Origin of the sequence: Methanobrevibacter sp. DSM 116169 (assembly GCF_046197865.1) — an archaeon.
Taxonomy (GTDB): Archaea; Methanobacteriota; Methanobacteria; order Methanobacteriales; family Methanobacteriaceae; genus JAHKLT01.
In genome coordinates this window covers 11,911-30,543 of record NZ_CP166990.1, presented here as the reverse complement: position 1 = coordinate 30,543, position 18,633 = coordinate 11,911, and the positions used below count along the sequence as shown (strand labels likewise).

Below are 18,633 nucleotides of genomic sequence, written 5' to 3'. Positions count from 1 at the left end.
TCAATGAAAGATTCAGAAAAAGATAAAAGGATATCAAACCTTAAAAACATAATGAACAATGTTAAAAAAGAAGATTCAGATAATGCTGATGAAAAAGATGTTTATTCTACCTCTGAATTTGAAGAATTTCACGAAGGTAAAAAAGATTCTGTTAGCTATTTATTTAATAATAATGAAGAAGAAGAGATTGAAGATGAAGATATAATCGATGACGAATTTATATTTAATCCTTCTAAAAGTTCTGATGCTACTATATTAGAAGATGAAAGTGAAATTGATGAGAAATTTATAATTAAAACTCATGATGAAAAAGAAGATTTTGAAAAAATCGATTTTTCTGAAGATGACGAAGATATGAATTCTCTTAAAAATACATTTAAAGATGACGAAGATATAGAAGATGAAAAAGAAACTGAAGGAGAATTTCCATTAAAATTCTTAAATAAATTATATGATTATAAAATAACTAATATTCAAATTATTTTTATATTAGGAATACTACTCGGAATACTTTTAATTATTATCTCAGCACTAATGTTCTTTGGAAATGCAGATAGAGTAATTGATAATGTTGCATCAGGTGAAAATAATGTGGCAGGAATTATATTCTTATTTTTAGGTATAATAATTACTATTTTATCTATTTTTAAAGCATTTTCATTGAAAAATCCTTTTGGAGATTTAGTAAGTTCTATAGAAACACTAGAAAAAGTAGAAGATAAAAAAGAAGATGATGTTCCTGAAATATTAAAAGAACCTCCAATAGATAGAAGCAAATATAAAATTGGAGAGTTTGATAAAGATAGCTTAAGACCTACTAAAAAAAGTCCTGAAAAAGACTTAGAAGATGAGGATTTTTCAAAAATTGAAGAAGCTGAATCAATTGAAATTGTTTCTATAGATGATAAATTTAATGATTCATCTGATGAAGAATAATTATTTATTTTGATTAGGGCCTGTGGTCTAGTCTGGAATGACGTAGGACTTCGGATCCTGAGATCGGGGGTTCAAATCCCCTCAGGCTCGTTTTATAACTAAAAAACTTTTAATTAAATTTTATACTTAATTTTTTTATTAAATAATACATGACTTTAAAAAAAGTTAAAATGAATAAATTTATAAAAAGTATTATAAAAATTTCTATAATTTCTTAGATATTATGTTTATTTTTAAAAAATTATTAATTATTTATATGTATTTTAGTCATTTAATCTTTATTTAAAGAAAAATTTCATAAAGAAAAATTTATATCTTATTATATTCAAAAATAGGATTAATGTGTAAATACTGGAGGTTTATTCAAAATGCTTAGAAATAAGTTTATTATATTGTTTTTTGTATTAGTTTTTTCTATAGGTTTAGTATCTGCAGAAGAAATCAATGATATAGAAGATTCATTTGATGTTTATAATGATGATCTTGAAATTAATGGAGATGAGGTAAAGACATATTCTGTTGCTGGTAATTTTACTTGGTTAGAACAAAAAATAATTAGTGAAGATGTGGTTGATCTTGAGGGTAAAACAGTTTTATGGAATGATACAGGTAAATATAGTGATGGTATAAGTATTAATAAAACTGTTACAATTAGAAATGGTGTCATTGATGGTGATGGACAAGTAAGAATTTTTAACATTGTGAGTAGTGGTAATTTAATTTTAGAAAACATAACACTACAAAACGGATATGAATCATATGGTGGTGGAGCAATCTACAACACTGGTAGTGCTACTATAAATAATTCCACACTCAACAACAACAACGCAACACATGGTGGAGCAATCCGCAATAATGGTGGTAGTGTTACTATAAGCAATTCCACACTCAACAACAACATTGTAAGTGGTGGTGGTGGAGCAATCTACAATGATGATGGTAATGTTACTATAAGTAATTCCACACTCAACAACAACACCTCAAGTAGTGGTGGAGCAATCCGCAATAATGGTGGTTTTAGTATAAGTAATTCCACACTCAACAACAACAAAGCAACTCATGGTGGAGCAATCTACAATGCTTATGGTAATAGTTTTAGTATAAGCAATTCCACACTCAACAACAACAAAGCAAGTTATGGTGGAGCAATCCACAATTCAGGTAGTGGTTTTAGTATAAGTAATTCTGCATTTAATAACAACACCGTAAACAGTTATGGTGGAGCAATCTACAATGACTATGGTAATGGTTTTACTATAAATAATTCCACACTCAACAACAACAACGCAACACATGGTGGAGCAATCCACAATGAGCGAGGTAATAGTTTTAGTATAAGCAATTCCACACTCAACAACAACAACGCATATAATGGTGGAACAATCTACAATTATTATGGTAATAGTTTTAGTATAAGCAATTCCACACTCAACAACAACAACGCATATAATGGTGGAACAATCTACAATGAGCAGAGTAATACTTTTACTATAAGCAATTCCACACTCAACAACAACAACGCAACACATGGTGGAGCAATCCGCAATCAGCGTAGTAGTTTTAGTATAAGCAATTCCACACTCAACAACAACAACGCAAGCAATGTTGGTGGAGCAATCCACAATGAGCAGAGTAATACTTTTACTATAAATAATTCCACACTCAACAACAACAAAGCAACTCATGGTGGAGCAATCCACAATAATGATGGTAGTAGTTTTAGTATAAGCAATTCCACACTCAACAACAACAAAGCAACTCATGGTGGAGCAATCTACAATGAGTATCGTAGTAGTTTTAGTATAAGCAATTCCACACTCAACAACAACAACGCAAGCAGTGTTGGTGGAGCAATCTACAATGATGATGTTTTTAGTGTTATTAGTTGTAATTTAACTAATAATTATGTTGATATTTCTGGTAGTGTAATTTATAATACTGGTAATTTTATTCTTAGTAATTCTTTGTTAAATAATTCAAAAGATGTTAATCATCTTATTTATAATGATAAAGGTGCTATTTTATCATTAAAGAATAATACTATGCTTAATAATTATTCAGAGCAAATATATAATAATGGTACAATAAATAGTAGGGTTTATTTGATTATTTTAGGTAATGATACTTATTATAGTATTTATGGTGATGATATTCTTTTAAATGCTAGTTTAACTGATGATAATGATAATGTTATTGTAGGTCAAAACATCACTTTATTTAATAATATCGTGCTTAATATCAACTTAACTAGTTTTAAAGATGGCCTATATACTAAAAACCTTACATCTCCCAATAGTGGTGAATATTTAGTTAATGGTACCTATATTGGTGGAAACAATGTAACAGTGCAAACTGGTTTATTAGTTATTGATAAAATTAATGCTACTTTTAATTTAAATGAAAGTAACATGATTTATGGTGCTAATCAAACAATAAAAATCACTACCAATATATCTGGTGTTACTGGTAATATTACAATTTATTATAATGGTAAAAACCAAACCAAAAACATTACAAATGATGAAGTTATTTTCACTAATTTAAATTTACCTGCAGGAGATAATATTATCACTGTATTTTATTCTGGTGATGAAAAGTACCATTTTAAAACTTTTAATACTACAGTTAGTGTTTTAAGGTCTAATAAAACTGATATTAATGTTACTAATCCTGATATTGTATCTAGTGAAAATCAAACTATTACTGTAACAGTTGCTCCTAATGCTACTGGTAATGCTACTTTAACAATTAATAACAAAAATTACACATCAAAAATAATCAACGGTACTGTTAATTTTAATGTTACTGATTTAAATCCAGATAATTACACTGCAGTCATCACATATCCTGGTGATAATAATTATAATAGTTTTAATAAGACATTGAATATTACAATAGCTAAAACAGATGTTTTATTAGATGCAAATGATACTTTCTTGTTTTATAGAAATGGTACACAATATGTAGCTGTTTTAAAAGATTCTAATAATAATCCTATAGCTGGTATGCTTGTACAAATTACTATTAATGGTGTTACATATAATAGAACTACAAATAGTGATGGAAAAGTCTTTTTAAACATTAATTTAGATCCTAATACTTACAACGTCACTGCAACATTTAATGGTTCAAGTAAATACTTTAATAAATCAATTACTAATCTTGTTGTTGTTAATTCTACTTTGATAGCTGAAGATCTTAGTAAACATTTCCGTAATGAATCACAATACAGTGTTGAGGTTTTAGATAAACAAGGTAAACCAATAAATAATACTGTAGTTGAATTTAATATTAATGGTGTACTTTATAATAGAACAACAAATGATAAAGGTATAGCTACATTGAATATTAATTTAGATCCTAATACTTACATTATAACAGTAAAATACAATGATTTAGAAATAAGTAATATAATCAAGGTTTTACCAATTCTAATAGGAAAAGACTTAAACAAAACATTTGGAGATAAAGACACATACAACGTTGAAGTATTAGATGATCAAGGAAATAAAGTAATAAACCAAACAATACAAATCAACATCAACGGAGTAATATACAACAGAACATCAGATGATAACGGAATAGTAAAATTAAACATCAACTTAAATCCTGGATCATACATAGCAACAGCATCATGGAAAAACTTCCATACAAGTAACATAATAACAGTAAACAAATAGTGGAAAAAACTTGCATTCCACTAAATTTCTTTTTTAAATAAACTATAATTTTACTAAAAAAATATTTTATATAAAAAACATAGTATTAATAATGAAATTTGGTTTTTCAACTCTATCTTTATTTATGAAATCTTTTGATGAGATTTGTAAAATAGCTATAGAAAATAATTTTGAGATGATTGAAATATTAGGTGATGGACCTTACAATCCTAATAACTTATTAAGTAATAAAGAACTTTTAGAACCTTTATTTTCATATGATTTAGAAATTAATATACATGCTCCTACAGTAGATTTAAATTTAGCTAGTTTAAATGAAGGAATTAAAAAAGAATCTATAAGACAAATAAAACAAACTTTAGATTTAGGAGATTATATTGGTGCAAATTTTATTACAGTTCATCCTGGTCAAATTGGAAGGTCTGATGAAAGATTTAGAAAAGTAGCTATTGAATATTCTATTGATTCTATTAAAGAATGTGTAGAATATGGTGAAAATTTAAAAACTAAAATTTCTGTTGAAAATATGCCAAATAACTTTAAATTTTTAGGAACAACACCTCACGAACTTGAAACAATTTCTAATAAAACCAATTCTCATATTACAATTGATACTGGTCATTGTAATACATGTCCAAACACACCAGGCTTTTTTAATTTAGACAATATTAGTTATTTTCACATACATGATAATAATGGAGATAAAGATCAACACTTAGTTTTAGGTGAAGGTAATTTAGACTTAAATTTACTTAAAAAAGTTAAAATAGGTAGTATTGAGTTAAATAATTTTGAAAATGTTTTAAAAAGTAAAAAAGTGCTTAAAAATCTATTTCAGTAACTTCTAATATATCATGAATCATGTAATCTGTTGTATTAATAAGTTTTTTATCTACTTCTTCAAATTGTTCTAAAGTTAAAACAGATATATCAGCAGATTTAAAAGCTAGTACATCGTTTATTCCATCTCCAACCATCATTACTTTATATCCTTTAGATTGAAGTTCTTCTATAATTTCTTGTTTTCTTATTGTACTTGCAGTTGGAAATCCATTATCTTTATCTAAAGATAGAACTTCAGTTAGTTTTCTTATTGTAGCTGATCTATCTCCTGATGCAATAAATATATCAATTTCGCGACTTTTTAATATTTCTATTGTTTTTTTAGTATTTGGAAAGAAATATCCTGCTGATGAGATTGTGAAATCTACTTTTTTGTGTTTTGTATCTAAAATTATAGCTGAACCATTACATGCATCGATATTTTCAAGCTTTTCAGATAATAAGTTTAAACCATCCATAATATCTTTAATTATAGCATTACTATTTTTTAAAATAGCTAATACATCTTCATTTGAAATATTTGTCATAGAATAGCTAATTGAAAATTTGATTTTATTATTTTTAATAAAATCATATAATTTCATATTTTGATCTTGGGTTTTTAAACACATACTATTAAATTGAAGTACAACTAAAGCTGCATCATTGTTTTTTTCAACAATTTTTAAAGAATTAGTACTAGAACAGAATTTTCCATTTGAAAGGTTTTTAATAACCCTATATCTTTTAAGTAATGTTCCAGAATTATCAAAAACAATAGCTTTTTTCATTTTTTAAAAATACTCCAAGTTAAATTATAATTTTACTTTAAGAGTTTCTAATGTAAATAAATAACTATAATAAAAATAAATATTAATTAAAGGTGAGTAGATGGATAATACTATTTTAATTAAAGATACAACAATTTTAAATCCTAAAGGAAATGGTGTCTTAGAGACAAAAAAAAGCTCTTTACTTATAGAAAATGACAAAATAGCTAAAATAGATGAAAATATTGATGAAAAATCTGCTTCTAAAATAATAGATGGTAAAAATAAAATATTAATGCCTGGTTTTGTAAATACACATACTCATTTATCAATGACTTTATTTAGATCGATTGCAGATGATTTAAGTCTTGATTCTTGGTTAAATGATCATATATGGCCTATTGAAGCTAAATTAAATAAAGATTATTGTTATAGTGGTGCTCTTTTAGGAGCTATTGAAATGATAAAATCAGGAACCACTACATTTTCTGATATGTACTTTTATATGGATGGTGTAGCAGAAGCTGTAGATAAAGCTGGTATTAGAGGAATTTTATCTTATGGTATGATTGATTTTGGTGATGTAGAAAAGCGAAAAAATGAAATTAAAGAATCTGTATCACTTTATAAAAACTTTAATAATTCAGCTGATGGGAGAATTAAAGTTTTCTTTGGCCCACATTCAACATATACCTGCTCAAAAGAACTCCTAGAAGAAAGTAGAGTTCAAGCTAGTAAATATAATACAAAGCTTCATATTCATATGAATGAAACAGAAAAAGAAATTAATGATGTAAAAGAAGCTACTGGAATGAGACCATTTGAATATTTAAATGATATTGGATTTTTAAGTGATGATGTTATAGCTGCTCATTGTGTATGGTTATCAGATAAAGAAAAAGCTTTAATAAAAGAAAAAGGTGTTAAAGTATCACATAATCCATGTAGTAATATGAAATTATCTTCTGGTGTGGCACCAATTTATGAGATGATGAAAAATAATGTTTCTATTTCACTTGGAACTGATGGCGCATCATCAAATAATAATTTAGATATGATTGAAGAGATGAAATTTGCATCACTACTTCAAAAAGTTAATACTTTAAATCCACTTGCCTTAAAAGCAGAAGAAGTAATTAATATGGCAACTTTAAATGGTGCAGATGCATTAGGATTAAATAATGAAATTGGTTCTATTGAAGAGGGTAAAAAAGCTGACTTAATTTTAATTGATACAAGAGAAGCAAATTTATCTCCAAGTAATAATTTAGCTAGTTCAAATATAGTTTACTCTGCAAATGGAAATAATGTAGATACAACAATTTGTAATGGTAAAATATTAATGGAAAATAAGAAATTAAACTTTTTAGATGAACAAGAAGTTTATAATAAAGTAAATGAAGATATAAAAGAATTAAAAGATTCTAGTGAATAAAAAATTCTTTTAATTTTTCTTCATCTATTTTATAAGAATCTTTAATTTTTCCATCTTCAAAATGCAAGACATGTGAGCAACATTCAAAAATAAGTTCTAAATCATGTGTTACAATAAAAGATGTAATACCAAGTTTTTGAAGATTAATTAAGTTTTTACTAACTTCTCTCATATTTTTTAAATCCAGACCACTTGTTGGTTCATCAAAAATTAAAATATCCTTTTTAGAAGCTATTGCACTAGCTATAGCTACTCTTTGTTTTTCACCACCAGATAATGCCATAGGATGAGTATCTTTTAAATCTAATAAATTTAAATTATCTAGAATTCCTTCAGCTAATTGGAGATTTTCATTGCCTAAACTTAATAAAACTTCTTCTAATGCACTTTCTGTAAATAGCTGATGGTTAACATCTTGCATTACCATATAAGAATGTTTTAGTCTATCTTTATATTTTAAAGTTTTTTCATCTTTTAAAACAGTGCCTCTACATTTACTTTCAAGACCACATAAACATCTTGCAAAAGTAGATTTTCCAGCTCCATTTTTTCCAATAATAGCTATAATTTCATTTTGAGGAATTTCTAACTGATTAATATCCATAGCTATTTTATCAGCATATTTAAACTTAAAGTTATTTAATTTAATTATATTATTATTTTTAGAATAATAATCTTTTTGTTTAGGTTTTAATCTTTTTAAATCAATTTCTCTAAGGCCTAATGATTGAAACTCTTCATTTTTAAATGTATTAAAATCTGAATCTTTTATTAAGTTACCATTTTTTAAATAAATAACTCTATCAACAATATCTTTTAAAAAATAAAGTCTATGCTCTGCAATAATAATAGTTTTTCCTTGAGATTTCCATTTATTAATAATATTTCTTAAATCCCAAGTTGATGCTGAATCTAAATTAGAAGAAGGTTCGTCTAAAATAAAAATATCTGGAGAGACTGCAGAAACAGACCCACAAGCTATTTTTTGTTTTTCACCACCTGATAATTTGAAAATACTTTTATTGATTAAATTATCTAAATTAAACTCATCTACAACTATTTTAAACCTTTTTTCAATTTCATTTGGGCTAAAAGCTAAATTTTCACATCCAAAAATCAACTCACTAGTTGTATCTACATTAAAAAATTGAGTTTTAGGATTTTGAAAAACTGATCCAACCTTCTCAGAAATTTCATAAATAGGCATCTTAGATAATAATTTGTCATTTAAGAAGACATTTCCATTATCTTTTCCTTTGTAAAAATAAGGTATTAGGCCATTAATTAAACGAGTAATAGTAGTTTTACCACAACCAGATTCACCACAAAGTAGAATTACCTCTCCTTTATCAACATTAAAATTAATATCAGTTAAATTATTACTATTTTTATTATCATCATATGCAAAAGATTTATAGTTAATTTTAAGCAATTTAAAAACCTCCAAATTGATGAATAGCAAAAATTCCTAAGCCTACAATAGAAATTAAAATAAAAAATATATCAAAAAAATCTATACTTACATTACAGATATTTGTTCTTTGTTTTGGATTACTTAAACCTCTTGTTAGAGATGCTGCAGATAATTCATCACTTGTTTTAACTGCACTCATAAGAATTGGAACAATTAAATATTCCATTAATGTAAGTGGAGACTTTAAAGATTTAAAATTTAATCCAATTCCCCTCATTTTCATAGCATCAATAATTGATTTAACTTCATCAAAAAGTGTTGGAAAATATCTAAACATTACAGATAAAGGAATTGTAATAATCTCAGGAACATTAATTCGCTCCATTGAAGCTATAAATTCACTTACCTTTGTTGATGTAATTACATAATAACCCATCATAATACTAGGTAACATTCTACAAATAATATTTGTAAACATGACAATTGCTGTGTTTAAAGCACCTGTAGTATTTTCTAAAAAAATTACACTGAGAAATTGAGCTATTGCATAAAGTAAAATATATCCAATAGCTGCTTTTTTCTTATTATATAAAATAAGGCAAATAAAAGGAATAAGAACTAAAACTAAAACAACATATAATGGAGCAGAAGAAAAGGCTATAAAACTTAAAATTACAAGAACTATAATTTTAGTTATTGGATCTAAATTAAATTTAGTATCATCTGTATAGCTAGTTAAAAGCTCCATCTTATCACTTTACACTATTCCTGCTTTTTGAAAATGTTTAGCTAATATTTTCTTTCCAATTAATGCTCCAATCATTCCACCAATAATAGTAGCTATTATAAGAGCAACAAAAACCCAATCTTGAACCATCCAAGATATTTGACTAACATATTCTGAACCCATCATAGCTGTCATTTCTTGCATATAAGTATCTTTCATAATCCATAAAGGTAGCATATTCCCCATAACACCTAAACAAAATATTGAATAACCTATAATTGAGTTTTTAGAAGATCTATAGTTTCCCAATTTAAAAATATAATCTGCAATAATACCACATATTAAAAAGGTAATTATTGGAATCCAAGAATGACCTGATAAAAACATTACAATACCAACAATTAAAGCCATTATTGTAACCATTCCAAATTTATCAACTTTAGTTAAAAATAACATAAATGGTATTCCACCAACGATTCCTGCTAAAAGAGGTAATAATACCATGATTGCAGGGATATAACCTAACATTCCAAATGCAAATACAACTATAAGATAAATAGCTGAGAAAATACCTACTGTAATTAAGTCTTGTACATTTAATTTCATTTTATAAACTCCTATATGTATAAAAATTAAAGCATTTTTTAAAAGCTTTGAATATAAATTTAAAAAAAGTTATATTTAAGTATACCTAAAATTTATTAAGGTGTATGAAAATTATGTGTTTATATAGTAACTTTTATCTATAAAGTGAAATATAAATTAAAAGTAACTAAGGTAATAAAATTAACTTTAAATAAGGTAGTAACTATGATACAAACAAAGATATATAAAGGATTTAAATTAACAATACCTGCAGAACTAAGAAAAAAATTAGGTATTGATGAAAAAGAATATGTAGTAAATTGGGAAATTAATAAAAAAGGTAAACTTGAATTAGATTTTGAAAAAAAGAAAAAATTAATAGATTTTGCTGGAATAATAAGTGATGACACATTAGATAGTGTAGAAGCTAAGAAGAAGGCTAGTAGAGGAGAAAAATAATGCCTTTAATTGATTCCAGTTATATCATAGCTTTAATAAATACTAAAGATAAGAATAATAAAAGAGCTATAACTTTATATAATGAAATTGAAAAACATGATGAAAAAATAATACCCTTATTAATGCTTTCAGAAGCCATAACTAGTATTAGTTCTAGAATGGGAGGCACAGTAAGTAATAAGTTATATAAAACATTGATAAAAGAATTTGAGATTTATTACCCTACAAAATTAGATGTAGAAAATGCTATGGATTGCGTTTTAAAATATGATGGAACATTAAGTTTAGCAGATAGTTTAGCTATTTATATAATGAAAAAAAATAAGATAAATAATATTTATAGTTTTGATAGTGATTTTGACAAAGTAAAAGGAATAATAAGGATTCATTAAAATTTAAAAAAATTATCTAGTAATAAATTTTATTCCTTTTTTATTTATAACAATACTTTTTTCCCATTCTTTTTTAGTCTCAGGAAAATCACTTCTAAAATGAGCTCCTCTAGATTCACGTCTTATAATAGCTGATTTAACAATTATAATAGCTATTTTTACCATGTTAATAACTTCTAATGCATTTTCAAGTTCTGTATTATATTGTTTATTATCAGGTATATTAAAATCTAACATGTCTTTTTCAATTGTTTGAAGTTCTTCTAATGCTTCTTTTAAAGTTTCTTCATTTCTTATAATAGCTACTTTTTCCCACATTAATTCTTTAATCTGATTTTTAACATCTGAGGGTTTGAAAAGACCTTTTTTAAATAACGAATTTATTCTATTTTCCTCTTTAATAATCATTTCTTCGTTAATCTCATAATCTTGATTTTGAGCATTGTAAGATGCAAATTCACCAGCTCTTTTACCAAATACTTGAGTATCAGCTAATGCATTTCCACCTAAACGATTTGCACCATGAACACCACCAGTAACCTCACCTGCAGCATAAAGATTACTAATTGTACTTTCACCTTTATCATTGATTCTAATTCCGCCCATTGAATGATGTGCTGTTGGAGCTACTTCCATTGGTTCATTTTTAATATCTACACCAACATCATCAAATTGTGAAACCATCGTTTCAAGTTTCTCATCAATTAAATCATCATCTAAATGAGAAATATCTAAATATACTCCACCATTCTCTGTTCCACGACCTTCAATGATTTCTTGATAAATTGATCTTGCAACAACATCACGTGTTGCTAATTCTCCTCTTTCATCATATTTCCTCATGAATCGTTCATTTTTATTGTTTAAAAGAATTCCGCCTTCAGCTCTTACAGCTTCTGTTACTAAAACACCTTTTTTAGATTCTGGAAAGACCATTCCTGTTGGATGAAACTGAATTTCTTCCATATCAATTAAATCAGCTCCAATATCATAACCAATAGCAAATCCATCGCCATTTTTTTGAAAAGTATTAGATGTAACAGGATATAGTTGACCTGCTCCACCACTAGCTAAAATAACAGATTTTGCTTGGAAAAATATTGTTGTAGAATCTTTTAAATTAAGGCCTATAGCTCCAATAACTTTTCTTGAATTTTTAGATAAAACAAGTGATGTTATCATAACTTCTTCAATTGTTTCAATGTTTCTTTTAATAATTTCTTCCTTTAGTGATGTAATGATTTCATGACCTGTTCTATCTCCTTGAAAACAAGTTCTTTTAAAGGTTTGCCCACCAAAGGGCCTTTGATTAATTTGACATGTATTCATTCTATCAAATAAAGCACCGAAATTTTCTAAATCGATTAATCTATCAGGAGATTCATCAACAAGGATTTCAATTAAATGTTTATCATTTAAAAATCCTCCACCTTTTAAAGTATCATTGTAATGTGTTTCTTTGGTATCATCTGGATCAACTGATGAGAAGACTGCGTTATATCCCCCTTCAGCCATTCCAGTACAACCTGATTTAAATGAAAGACCTTTTGATACAATTAAAGGCCTTAATCCTTGATTTGAAACTTCAATAGCTGCTCTTGAACCAGCCCCACCTGAACCAATAATCAAAACATCTGATTTAATAATTTTACTTTCCATTATTAACCTCATAGTAGTATTTGTTAATACAATTAATTAATATTTTTCATGAAAATTAATTATTTTAAATTTATATTCCTATTTGAAGTAAATTATATAAAATTGCTATAATTTTATTATATTATGTAAATTTTTTAATTATATCAAAAAAATATTAAATTATGTTTAGAAAAATAGAAAAATTTTATATATTTAAAAAATAGTACATTAAGTATGGTGACTGTAATAAGTTGCCATAAAATTATGGAGGTGAAAAAATTAATAGAAGTAGTTTAAAAGAGATTTTAAGTATAGTAAAAATAGCAATTGAAATACTTAAAATTCTCTTATAGATTAAGTAAGGAGGAAACTCCTTACAATCTAATTTAAACTATATTATATATTTTCTAATATATAAATTTTATTAATTACCACCTATTCCATAATAATTTATGAGGATAATAATACAATTATCCTCATTTTATTTTTAAAGTGATTAAATTATTATAAAATTAAAGCTATTGAGAATTATTTAATAATTTTAAAAAAAATATCAAAAGTTAATTTAGATTATGAAATTCATATTTATAAAATCTTAATTTTAACTTTCAATTAATAATTTCGTTTAATTTTATGATTAAATTATTTTATTTTAAAATAAAGATATTTTAATCATTATATTCATTATAAATAATGAATTATTAATTTTTGAATTTTTCATGTTTTATCTTATTTGACAAAAAAAACTTGAAGGAACTCCAGGAGTATTGTAAAATTATTATTAGAAATACTCAAACAACTCGAATAGGTAAGTAAGAAATTAACTCTTACAATATAAAATGTGTAAATTACTAGTATATAAATTAATTGTTGTAAATGACTGCAATTTTCTATTTTGACCTAAATTTTAAAGAATAGCTACAATTAAGCAACATTATTCTTTAATATTCCAATTCCTTCAATGAAAACTTCTACTTTATCTCCTATTTCTAATTGTCCTACACCAGAAGGTGTTCCAGTAGCTATTATATCACCAGGATTTAAAGTCATAACTTGTGATATAAAACTTAAAATTTCATAAGGTGAGAAGATCATTTTATTAACATTTGAATCTTGTCTAATAACACCATTGACTTTAGTTAAAATTACATTATCAAAATCAAAATTTGTTTCAACTACAGGTCCTATAGGTGCAAAAGTATCAAAACTTTTAGCTCTTGTCCATTGTCCATCTTTTCTTTGAATATCACGAGCTGTGACATCATTTAAAATAGTATAACCTAAAATATAACATTCTGCAGAATCAACACTAACATTACGACACTGTTCTCCAATAACAATAGCTAATTCTCCTTCATAATCTAGTTCATAGGAAATTTCTGGATAAACTATATCTTCATCACGAGCAATTACTGAACTTGGTGGTTTTAAAAATATTATTGGTTCTTTTGGTAAATCCATTTCAAGTTCATCTGCATGATCCGTGTAGTTAAGGCCAACACATATGATTTTACTAGGATCTGTTGGAGTTAAAAACTCAATATTTTTTAAATTATATTTATCTTTTGATAAGGCTTTAATTTCTTCTTGAGTTTTATCAAATAAAGAAATTATATCATTACAATCAAGTTCTGTAATTATAAGGCCTGATAAATATCCTACTTTTACTTCATTATTGTGTTTAAATCTTAAAAATTTCATTAATATAAACTATGTCTTTTTTTGAATTTAAGTTTTAATAATTTTTTACTTTATTCATGCATAATTATGATTTGCTAATCATTTTAATAAAGTATATAAATATTGTTTATAATAATAATTTTTAGAGGAGATAATCATGAAAAATTTTAAAATTATTGGGTTAATAGCTATTTTAATCCTTGCAACTGTTTTTGTTAGTGGTTGTATAGATGAAGACAATTTGCAAGTCATATGACAGAAGCAGGTAATATGCATTTAGAATCAGCTGATCTTGGATATGAATTAAATGAAATTAATAGTGATTTATCAGAAGCAGGAATTAATAAGAAAGTTAATTTAACTAAAGAAATTATTGCAACTGATGAGAAGATGCTTTCTTCATTGAATGATGCTTTAGCTAATACTGAAAATGAAACAATTAAAGAATATTTAAATTTAGCTATAAATTTAACTAATATTGCAATAAAAGAAGAAAAAAGTGCATTGAATATGTATGAAGCTCAACAAAAATACAATAATAAGGAAATAACCCTTGATGAGTTAACTACAATAGAAAATAAATATAAAAATGATTATAAGGAATATGAAACAAATGTTAAACAAGCAGTTGATAAGATTGAAGAATTTTTAAAAGATAAGACTGAACTTAAAGAAGAGTTAAAATCTTATGGATTTGGAGGAGGCTTATTCTTAGGCGAATGGGGAACATATTAATTTTTAAATATAACTTTTTTTTCTTTTTTTTAAATATTTTATAAGTCTTTTTTTAAATAAATAAATTAATTTTATTAAACATAAACAATATAATAATAAATAGTTAAATTTTTAAGGTGGCTGTGATTTTTGGATAAGAAAAAAATTATAAAATTAGCTAAAAAAGATTTTGAGCAAGCATGGATTGAATCTAAAAGTTTAATTCAAAAACCTCATCCTGATTATAGCTATCCTAAGCTTAAATATGATGTTGGACAATCACATGTTTTATATGAAACATTACAAAATTTAAGGGAAATATATTTAAGATTAGGTTTTAATGAAGTTGTAAACCCTGTATTTATTGAAGAGTCTCATGTTCATAAACAGTTTGGAAAAGAAGCACCTGCTGTACTTGATAGATGTTTCTACTTAGCAGGTCTGCCAAGACCAGATATTGGCATTGGAATAGATAAAATTGAAGAAATTGAAAATTTAGGTGTCTCATTAGATGAAGATAAAATTGAAAATTTAAAATCAGTTTTTAGATCTTATAAAAAAGGAGAACTTGATGGAGATGATCTAGTATTAGAAGTAGCTAATGCATTAGATGTTACAAATGAGTTAGGTCTTAAAGTATTAGAACGTGTCTTTAAAGAGCTATATGAATTAGAACCACAAGCTCAAAAAAACACATTACGTTCTCATATGACTTCTGGTTGGTTTATAAGTTTAGGTGAAATGAGTAAAAATTCTAAGCTACCTATTAAGTCATTTTCAATTGATAGATGTTTTAGAAGAGAGCAAAAAGAAGATTCTAGCCATCTTATGACATATCACTCTGCATCCTGTGTAATAGCTGATGATGAAGTATCTCTAGATACTGGTATGGCTACAGCTGAGGCTCTTTTAGAGTATTTTGGTTTTTCAAAGTTTAAATTCATCCCAGATGAGAAGAAATCCAAGTATTATATTCCTGATACTCAAACTGAAGTATATGGATATCATCCAAAATTAAAAGAATGGGTAGAAATAGCTACTTTTGGTCTTTATTCACCAATAGCATTATCTAAATATGGAATAGATCAAGAGGTTATGAATCTTGGTTGTGGTGTTGAGAGAATAGCTATGGTTTTAAATGGATATAATGATATTCGGAAAATGGTTTATCCTCAAATTTATAATGGTTTGAGTTTAACTGATAGGCAAATGGCTACAATGATTGATTATAATTATTATCCTGTAACTTCTGAAGGTGTTTGTTTAATGAATAATATTAAGAGCATTTGGGAAGATAAAGCTGAAGTAAAATCTCCATGTGAATTTAAAATTTATGAAGGAGACTTTTTAAATCATGATATTAGTTTAAATGCAGTTGAAAAGGAAGATGATACTAATCTTTTAGGACCTGCTTATTCAAATGAAATTTTTATCTATAATGGTAATATTTTAGGAATTCCACAATCATTTGTTGGAGAAGATATTAAAATAATATCAAAAGAAGATAATGATGTTTTAGAAGAGAAATATAAAAATGGAGAAAATGATCCATTATTGTTTAAAGCTATTGATAAAGGTATTTCAACAAAAATTAAATTTTATGAACCATTAGCTGCTTTAATTGCATATAAAGTAGAAGAAGCAGTTTTAGCAGGAGAAACGGATATTGAATTTAGAACTACAATAGCTAGATCTTTATCTGATGTAAATTTAAAAGTTGATAAAATAGCTATGAATTATATTAATAATGAAAATAAGATTCTTGATATAAGAGGACCTATATTTTCTACTGTAAACTTATCTATTAAATAGTTAAGTTTGTTTAAATTTGATTTTTATTAAATTATTTTAATAGTTAATAATTATGAATGTAAAATATTTGAAGGTATATTAATGGAAATTGATGGTATTGTAACAACGGGATATGGAAGAGGTAGAGAATTTTTATCACAAGAATTTTATAGTTTAAAGTTTAAGGAAAAATTAGATTTTAAGGCATATCCCGGAACATTAAACATTATAGTGCCTGATGAATATATAGATGAAATAAATAATATTAAAGACAGCTGTAAAAGTAAAATTAAAGGTGAAGATAATTTTGGAGGAGTTAAATACATTAAAGCTATATTAAATAATGAAATTAATGGGGCTATTGTATTTCCAGAGAAAACCAGTCATGATACAAACTATTTAGAATTTATTTCAAAAGAAAAACTAAGAGAAAAATTAAATTTAAAAGATAATGATAAAGTTAATTTAAAATTTAAGGAGTGGTAATGTGTTAAATGATGCAATTGATGCAATAAAAAATGGTAAATTTGTTTTAATTTATGATGATGATGATCGTGAAGGAGAAACAGATATGGTAATAGCTTCTGAGTTTGTTACAAATAAAGAAGTTGCACAAATGAGAATAGATGCAGGTGGTTTAATCTGTAATTGTATAGATCCTGAATTTTGCGATAATTTAGGTTTACCATTTATGAATGATATTATGAATGCAGCATCAGATAAATACCCTGTTTTAGATAAACTTGCACCAAACGATATTCCATATGATGAGAGAAGTTCATTTTCTGTATGGGCAAATCACAGGAAAACATTTACAGGAATAACTGATAATGATAGAGCTATGACCATAAGTAAACTGGCTGAATTATGTGCTGATAAAAGATTTAATGATTTTGGTAAAGAATTTAGATCTCCTGGTCATGTATCACTACTTAGAGGAAGTGAAGGTTTAGTTAAAAATAGACAAGGCCATACTGAAATAGCACTTGCATTATGTAAATTAGCTGATGTTACACCAGTTTGTGTTGTATGTGAAATGATGGATGGTGCAACTGGAAATGCTCGTTCAGTAGCTGATGCTAAAAAATATGCTAATGAACATGATTTAGTATTTATTAAAGGTCAAGATATAATTGATGAATATTTAAAAGATTAATTATGAATTTGAAGATTAGAATTATTATCTAATTTTTTTTGATTTACATAATTAATTATATAATCTTTTGTTTGATCAATTTTAAATGAAGAATAAACTGAAAATTCAATATTAGTTCCATCAACAATTGAAATATTTAAACCATCTTTTAAATCACGACTATTTTGAATAAAAGCTATTCTATCCCATGTAATTTTAATATTTTTCTTACCATCAATAGCTTTTTCAATTAAAATACAATCATCTAAAACTTTAACAATTTTAATAGAAGTTCTTATTTTATCAGATTGAATAGTTAATGAATTATCATCTGTAAGTTTATAATCAGGAATCATCACCTTAGATTTCCAACCTCTTTTAATCTTCTTAGCTACTTTATTTCTATCTTGTTTTGTCAACTTAACATTTCTCTCTGGACGCATTGTAAGTGCCAT

At 26.0% G+C, this 18,633-nt stretch carries 17 protein-coding genes and 1 tRNA gene; 11 read left to right on the top strand and 7 right to left on the bottom strand.

Annotated features, from left to right (window positions below; all coding sequences use genetic code 11):
* Nucleotides 1–3 precede the first annotated feature (3 nt).
* From ACA134_RS00140 to ACA134_RS00125, 4 genes are all read left to right on the top strand, one after another.
* A complete protein-coding gene (locus tag ACA134_RS00140; protein WP_409200171.1) occupies nucleotides 4–936 on the top strand; it encodes a hypothetical protein in 933 nt (310 codons plus the stop codon).
* Nucleotides 937–952: 16 nt separating this feature from the next.
* Nucleotides 953–1,026, top strand: a tRNA-Arg gene (locus tag ACA134_RS00135).
* A gap of 278 nt (nucleotides 1,027–1,304) precedes the next feature.
* Nucleotides 1,305–4,616: a beta strand repeat-containing protein gene (locus ACA134_RS00130; RefSeq protein WP_409200170.1), complete on the top strand. Its 3,312-nt coding sequence runs from the start codon at nucleotides 1,305–1,307 to the stop codon at nucleotides 4,614–4,616.
* 91 nt (nucleotides 4,617–4,707) lie between these two features.
* Nucleotides 4,708–5,457, top strand: coding sequence for a sugar phosphate isomerase/epimerase family protein (locus tag ACA134_RS00125; protein ID WP_409200169.1), 750 nt, complete (start codon nucleotides 4,708–4,710; stop codon nucleotides 5,455–5,457).
* Here the strand turns inward: ACA134_RS00125 and ACA134_RS00120 are convergent.
* A complete protein-coding gene (locus ACA134_RS00120) occupies nucleotides 5,438–6,229 on the bottom strand; it encodes an HAD family hydrolase (RefSeq protein ID WP_409200168.1) in 792 nt (263 codons plus the stop codon). The two genes, ACA134_RS00125 and ACA134_RS00120, sit on opposite strands and share 20 nt — an antisense overlap.
* Nucleotides 6,230–6,329: 100 nt before the next feature.
* On the opposite strand from ACA134_RS00120, the gene ACA134_RS00115 reads away from it, so the two are divergent.
* A complete protein-coding gene (locus ACA134_RS00115) occupies nucleotides 6,330–7,643 on the top strand; it encodes an amidohydrolase family protein (RefSeq protein ID WP_409200167.1) in 1,314 nt (437 codons plus the stop codon).
* On the opposite strand, the gene ACA134_RS00110 is transcribed toward ACA134_RS00115, so the two are convergent.
* From ACA134_RS00110 to ACA134_RS00100, 3 genes are read right to left on the bottom strand one after another with little or no spacing between them, the layout of a single operon-like run.
* Nucleotides 7,633–9,075, bottom strand: coding sequence for an ABC transporter ATP-binding protein (locus ACA134_RS00110; RefSeq protein ID WP_409200166.1), 1,443 nt, complete (start codon nucleotides 9,073–9,075; stop codon nucleotides 7,633–7,635). The two genes, ACA134_RS00115 and ACA134_RS00110, sit on opposite strands and share 11 nt — an antisense overlap.
* A 1-nt stretch (nucleotide 9,076) precedes the next feature.
* Nucleotides 9,077–9,805 carry an energy-coupling factor transporter transmembrane component T gene (locus ACA134_RS00105; RefSeq protein WP_409200165.1) on the bottom strand — a complete coding sequence of 243 codons (729 nt, stop codon included), beginning with the start codon at nucleotides 9,803–9,805 and terminating at the stop codon, nucleotides 9,077–9,079.
* 9 nt (nucleotides 9,806–9,814) lie between these two features.
* A complete protein-coding gene (locus ACA134_RS00100; RefSeq protein WP_409200164.1) occupies nucleotides 9,815–10,390 on the bottom strand; it encodes an MptD family putative ECF transporter S component in 576 nt (191 codons plus the stop codon).
* A gap of 204 nt (nucleotides 10,391–10,594) precedes the next feature.
* On the opposite strand from ACA134_RS00100, the gene ACA134_RS00095 reads away from it, so the two are divergent.
* Both ACA134_RS00095 and ACA134_RS00090 read left to right on the top strand, forming a co-directional pair.
* A complete protein-coding gene (locus ACA134_RS00095) occupies nucleotides 10,595–10,828 on the top strand; it encodes a hypothetical protein (RefSeq protein WP_409200163.1) in 234 nt (77 codons plus the stop codon).
* Complete coding sequence (locus tag ACA134_RS00090; protein ID WP_409200162.1) at nucleotides 10,828–11,220, top strand: type II toxin-antitoxin system VapC family toxin; 393 nt, start codon at nucleotides 10,828–10,830, stop codon at nucleotides 11,218–11,220. The genes ACA134_RS00095 and ACA134_RS00090 overlap by 1 nt, the downstream gene beginning before the upstream one ends.
* A 12-nt stretch (nucleotides 11,221–11,232) precedes the next feature.
* Here ACA134_RS00090 and tfrA read toward each other — a convergent pair whose 3' ends face one another.
* Together tfrA and ACA134_RS00080 are read right to left on the bottom strand one after the other, a co-directional pair.
* Nucleotides 11,233–12,879, bottom strand: coding sequence for a fumarate reductase (CoM/CoB) subunit TfrA (gene tfrA / locus ACA134_RS00085; protein ID WP_409200161.1), 1,647 nt, complete (start codon nucleotides 12,877–12,879; stop codon nucleotides 11,233–11,235).
* Between the two features lie 903 nt (nucleotides 12,880–13,782).
* Entirely contained in the window at nucleotides 13,783–14,559 is a 777-nt protein-coding gene (locus tag ACA134_RS00080; RefSeq protein ID WP_409200160.1) for a fumarylacetoacetate hydrolase family protein, read from the bottom strand.
* A 231-nt stretch (nucleotides 14,560–14,790) separates the two neighbouring features.
* Here ACA134_RS00080 and ACA134_RS00075 point away from each other — a divergent pair, with 231 nt between their 5' ends.
* The 4 genes from ACA134_RS00075 (at nucleotide 14,791) to ribB (ending at nucleotide 18,199) form a co-directional block, all read left to right on the top strand.
* Nucleotides 14,791–15,273: a hypothetical protein gene (locus tag ACA134_RS00075; RefSeq protein WP_409200159.1), complete on the top strand. Its 483-nt coding sequence runs from the start codon at nucleotides 14,791–14,793 to the stop codon at nucleotides 15,271–15,273.
* Between the two features lie 129 nt (nucleotides 15,274–15,402).
* A complete protein-coding gene (sepS, locus tag ACA134_RS00070; protein WP_409200158.1) occupies nucleotides 15,403–17,064 on the top strand; it encodes an O-phosphoserine--tRNA ligase in 1,662 nt (553 codons plus the stop codon).
* 81 nt (nucleotides 17,065–17,145) lie between these two features.
* Complete coding sequence (locus ACA134_RS00065; RefSeq protein ID WP_409200157.1) at nucleotides 17,146–17,529, top strand: DUF120 domain-containing protein; 384 nt, start codon at nucleotides 17,146–17,148, stop codon at nucleotides 17,527–17,529.
* 1 nt (nucleotide 17,530) lies between these two features.
* Complete coding sequence (ribB, locus tag ACA134_RS00060; protein ID WP_409200156.1) at nucleotides 17,531–18,199, top strand: 3,4-dihydroxy-2-butanone-4-phosphate synthase; 669 nt, start codon at nucleotides 17,531–17,533, stop codon at nucleotides 18,197–18,199.
* On the opposite strand, the gene ACA134_RS00055 is transcribed toward ribB, so the two are convergent.
* Nucleotides 18,196–18,633 carry a hypothetical protein gene (locus tag ACA134_RS00055; RefSeq protein WP_409200155.1) on the bottom strand — a complete coding sequence of 146 codons (438 nt, stop codon included), beginning with the start codon at nucleotides 18,631–18,633 and terminating at the stop codon, nucleotides 18,196–18,198. The genes ribB and ACA134_RS00055 overlap by 4 nt on opposite strands.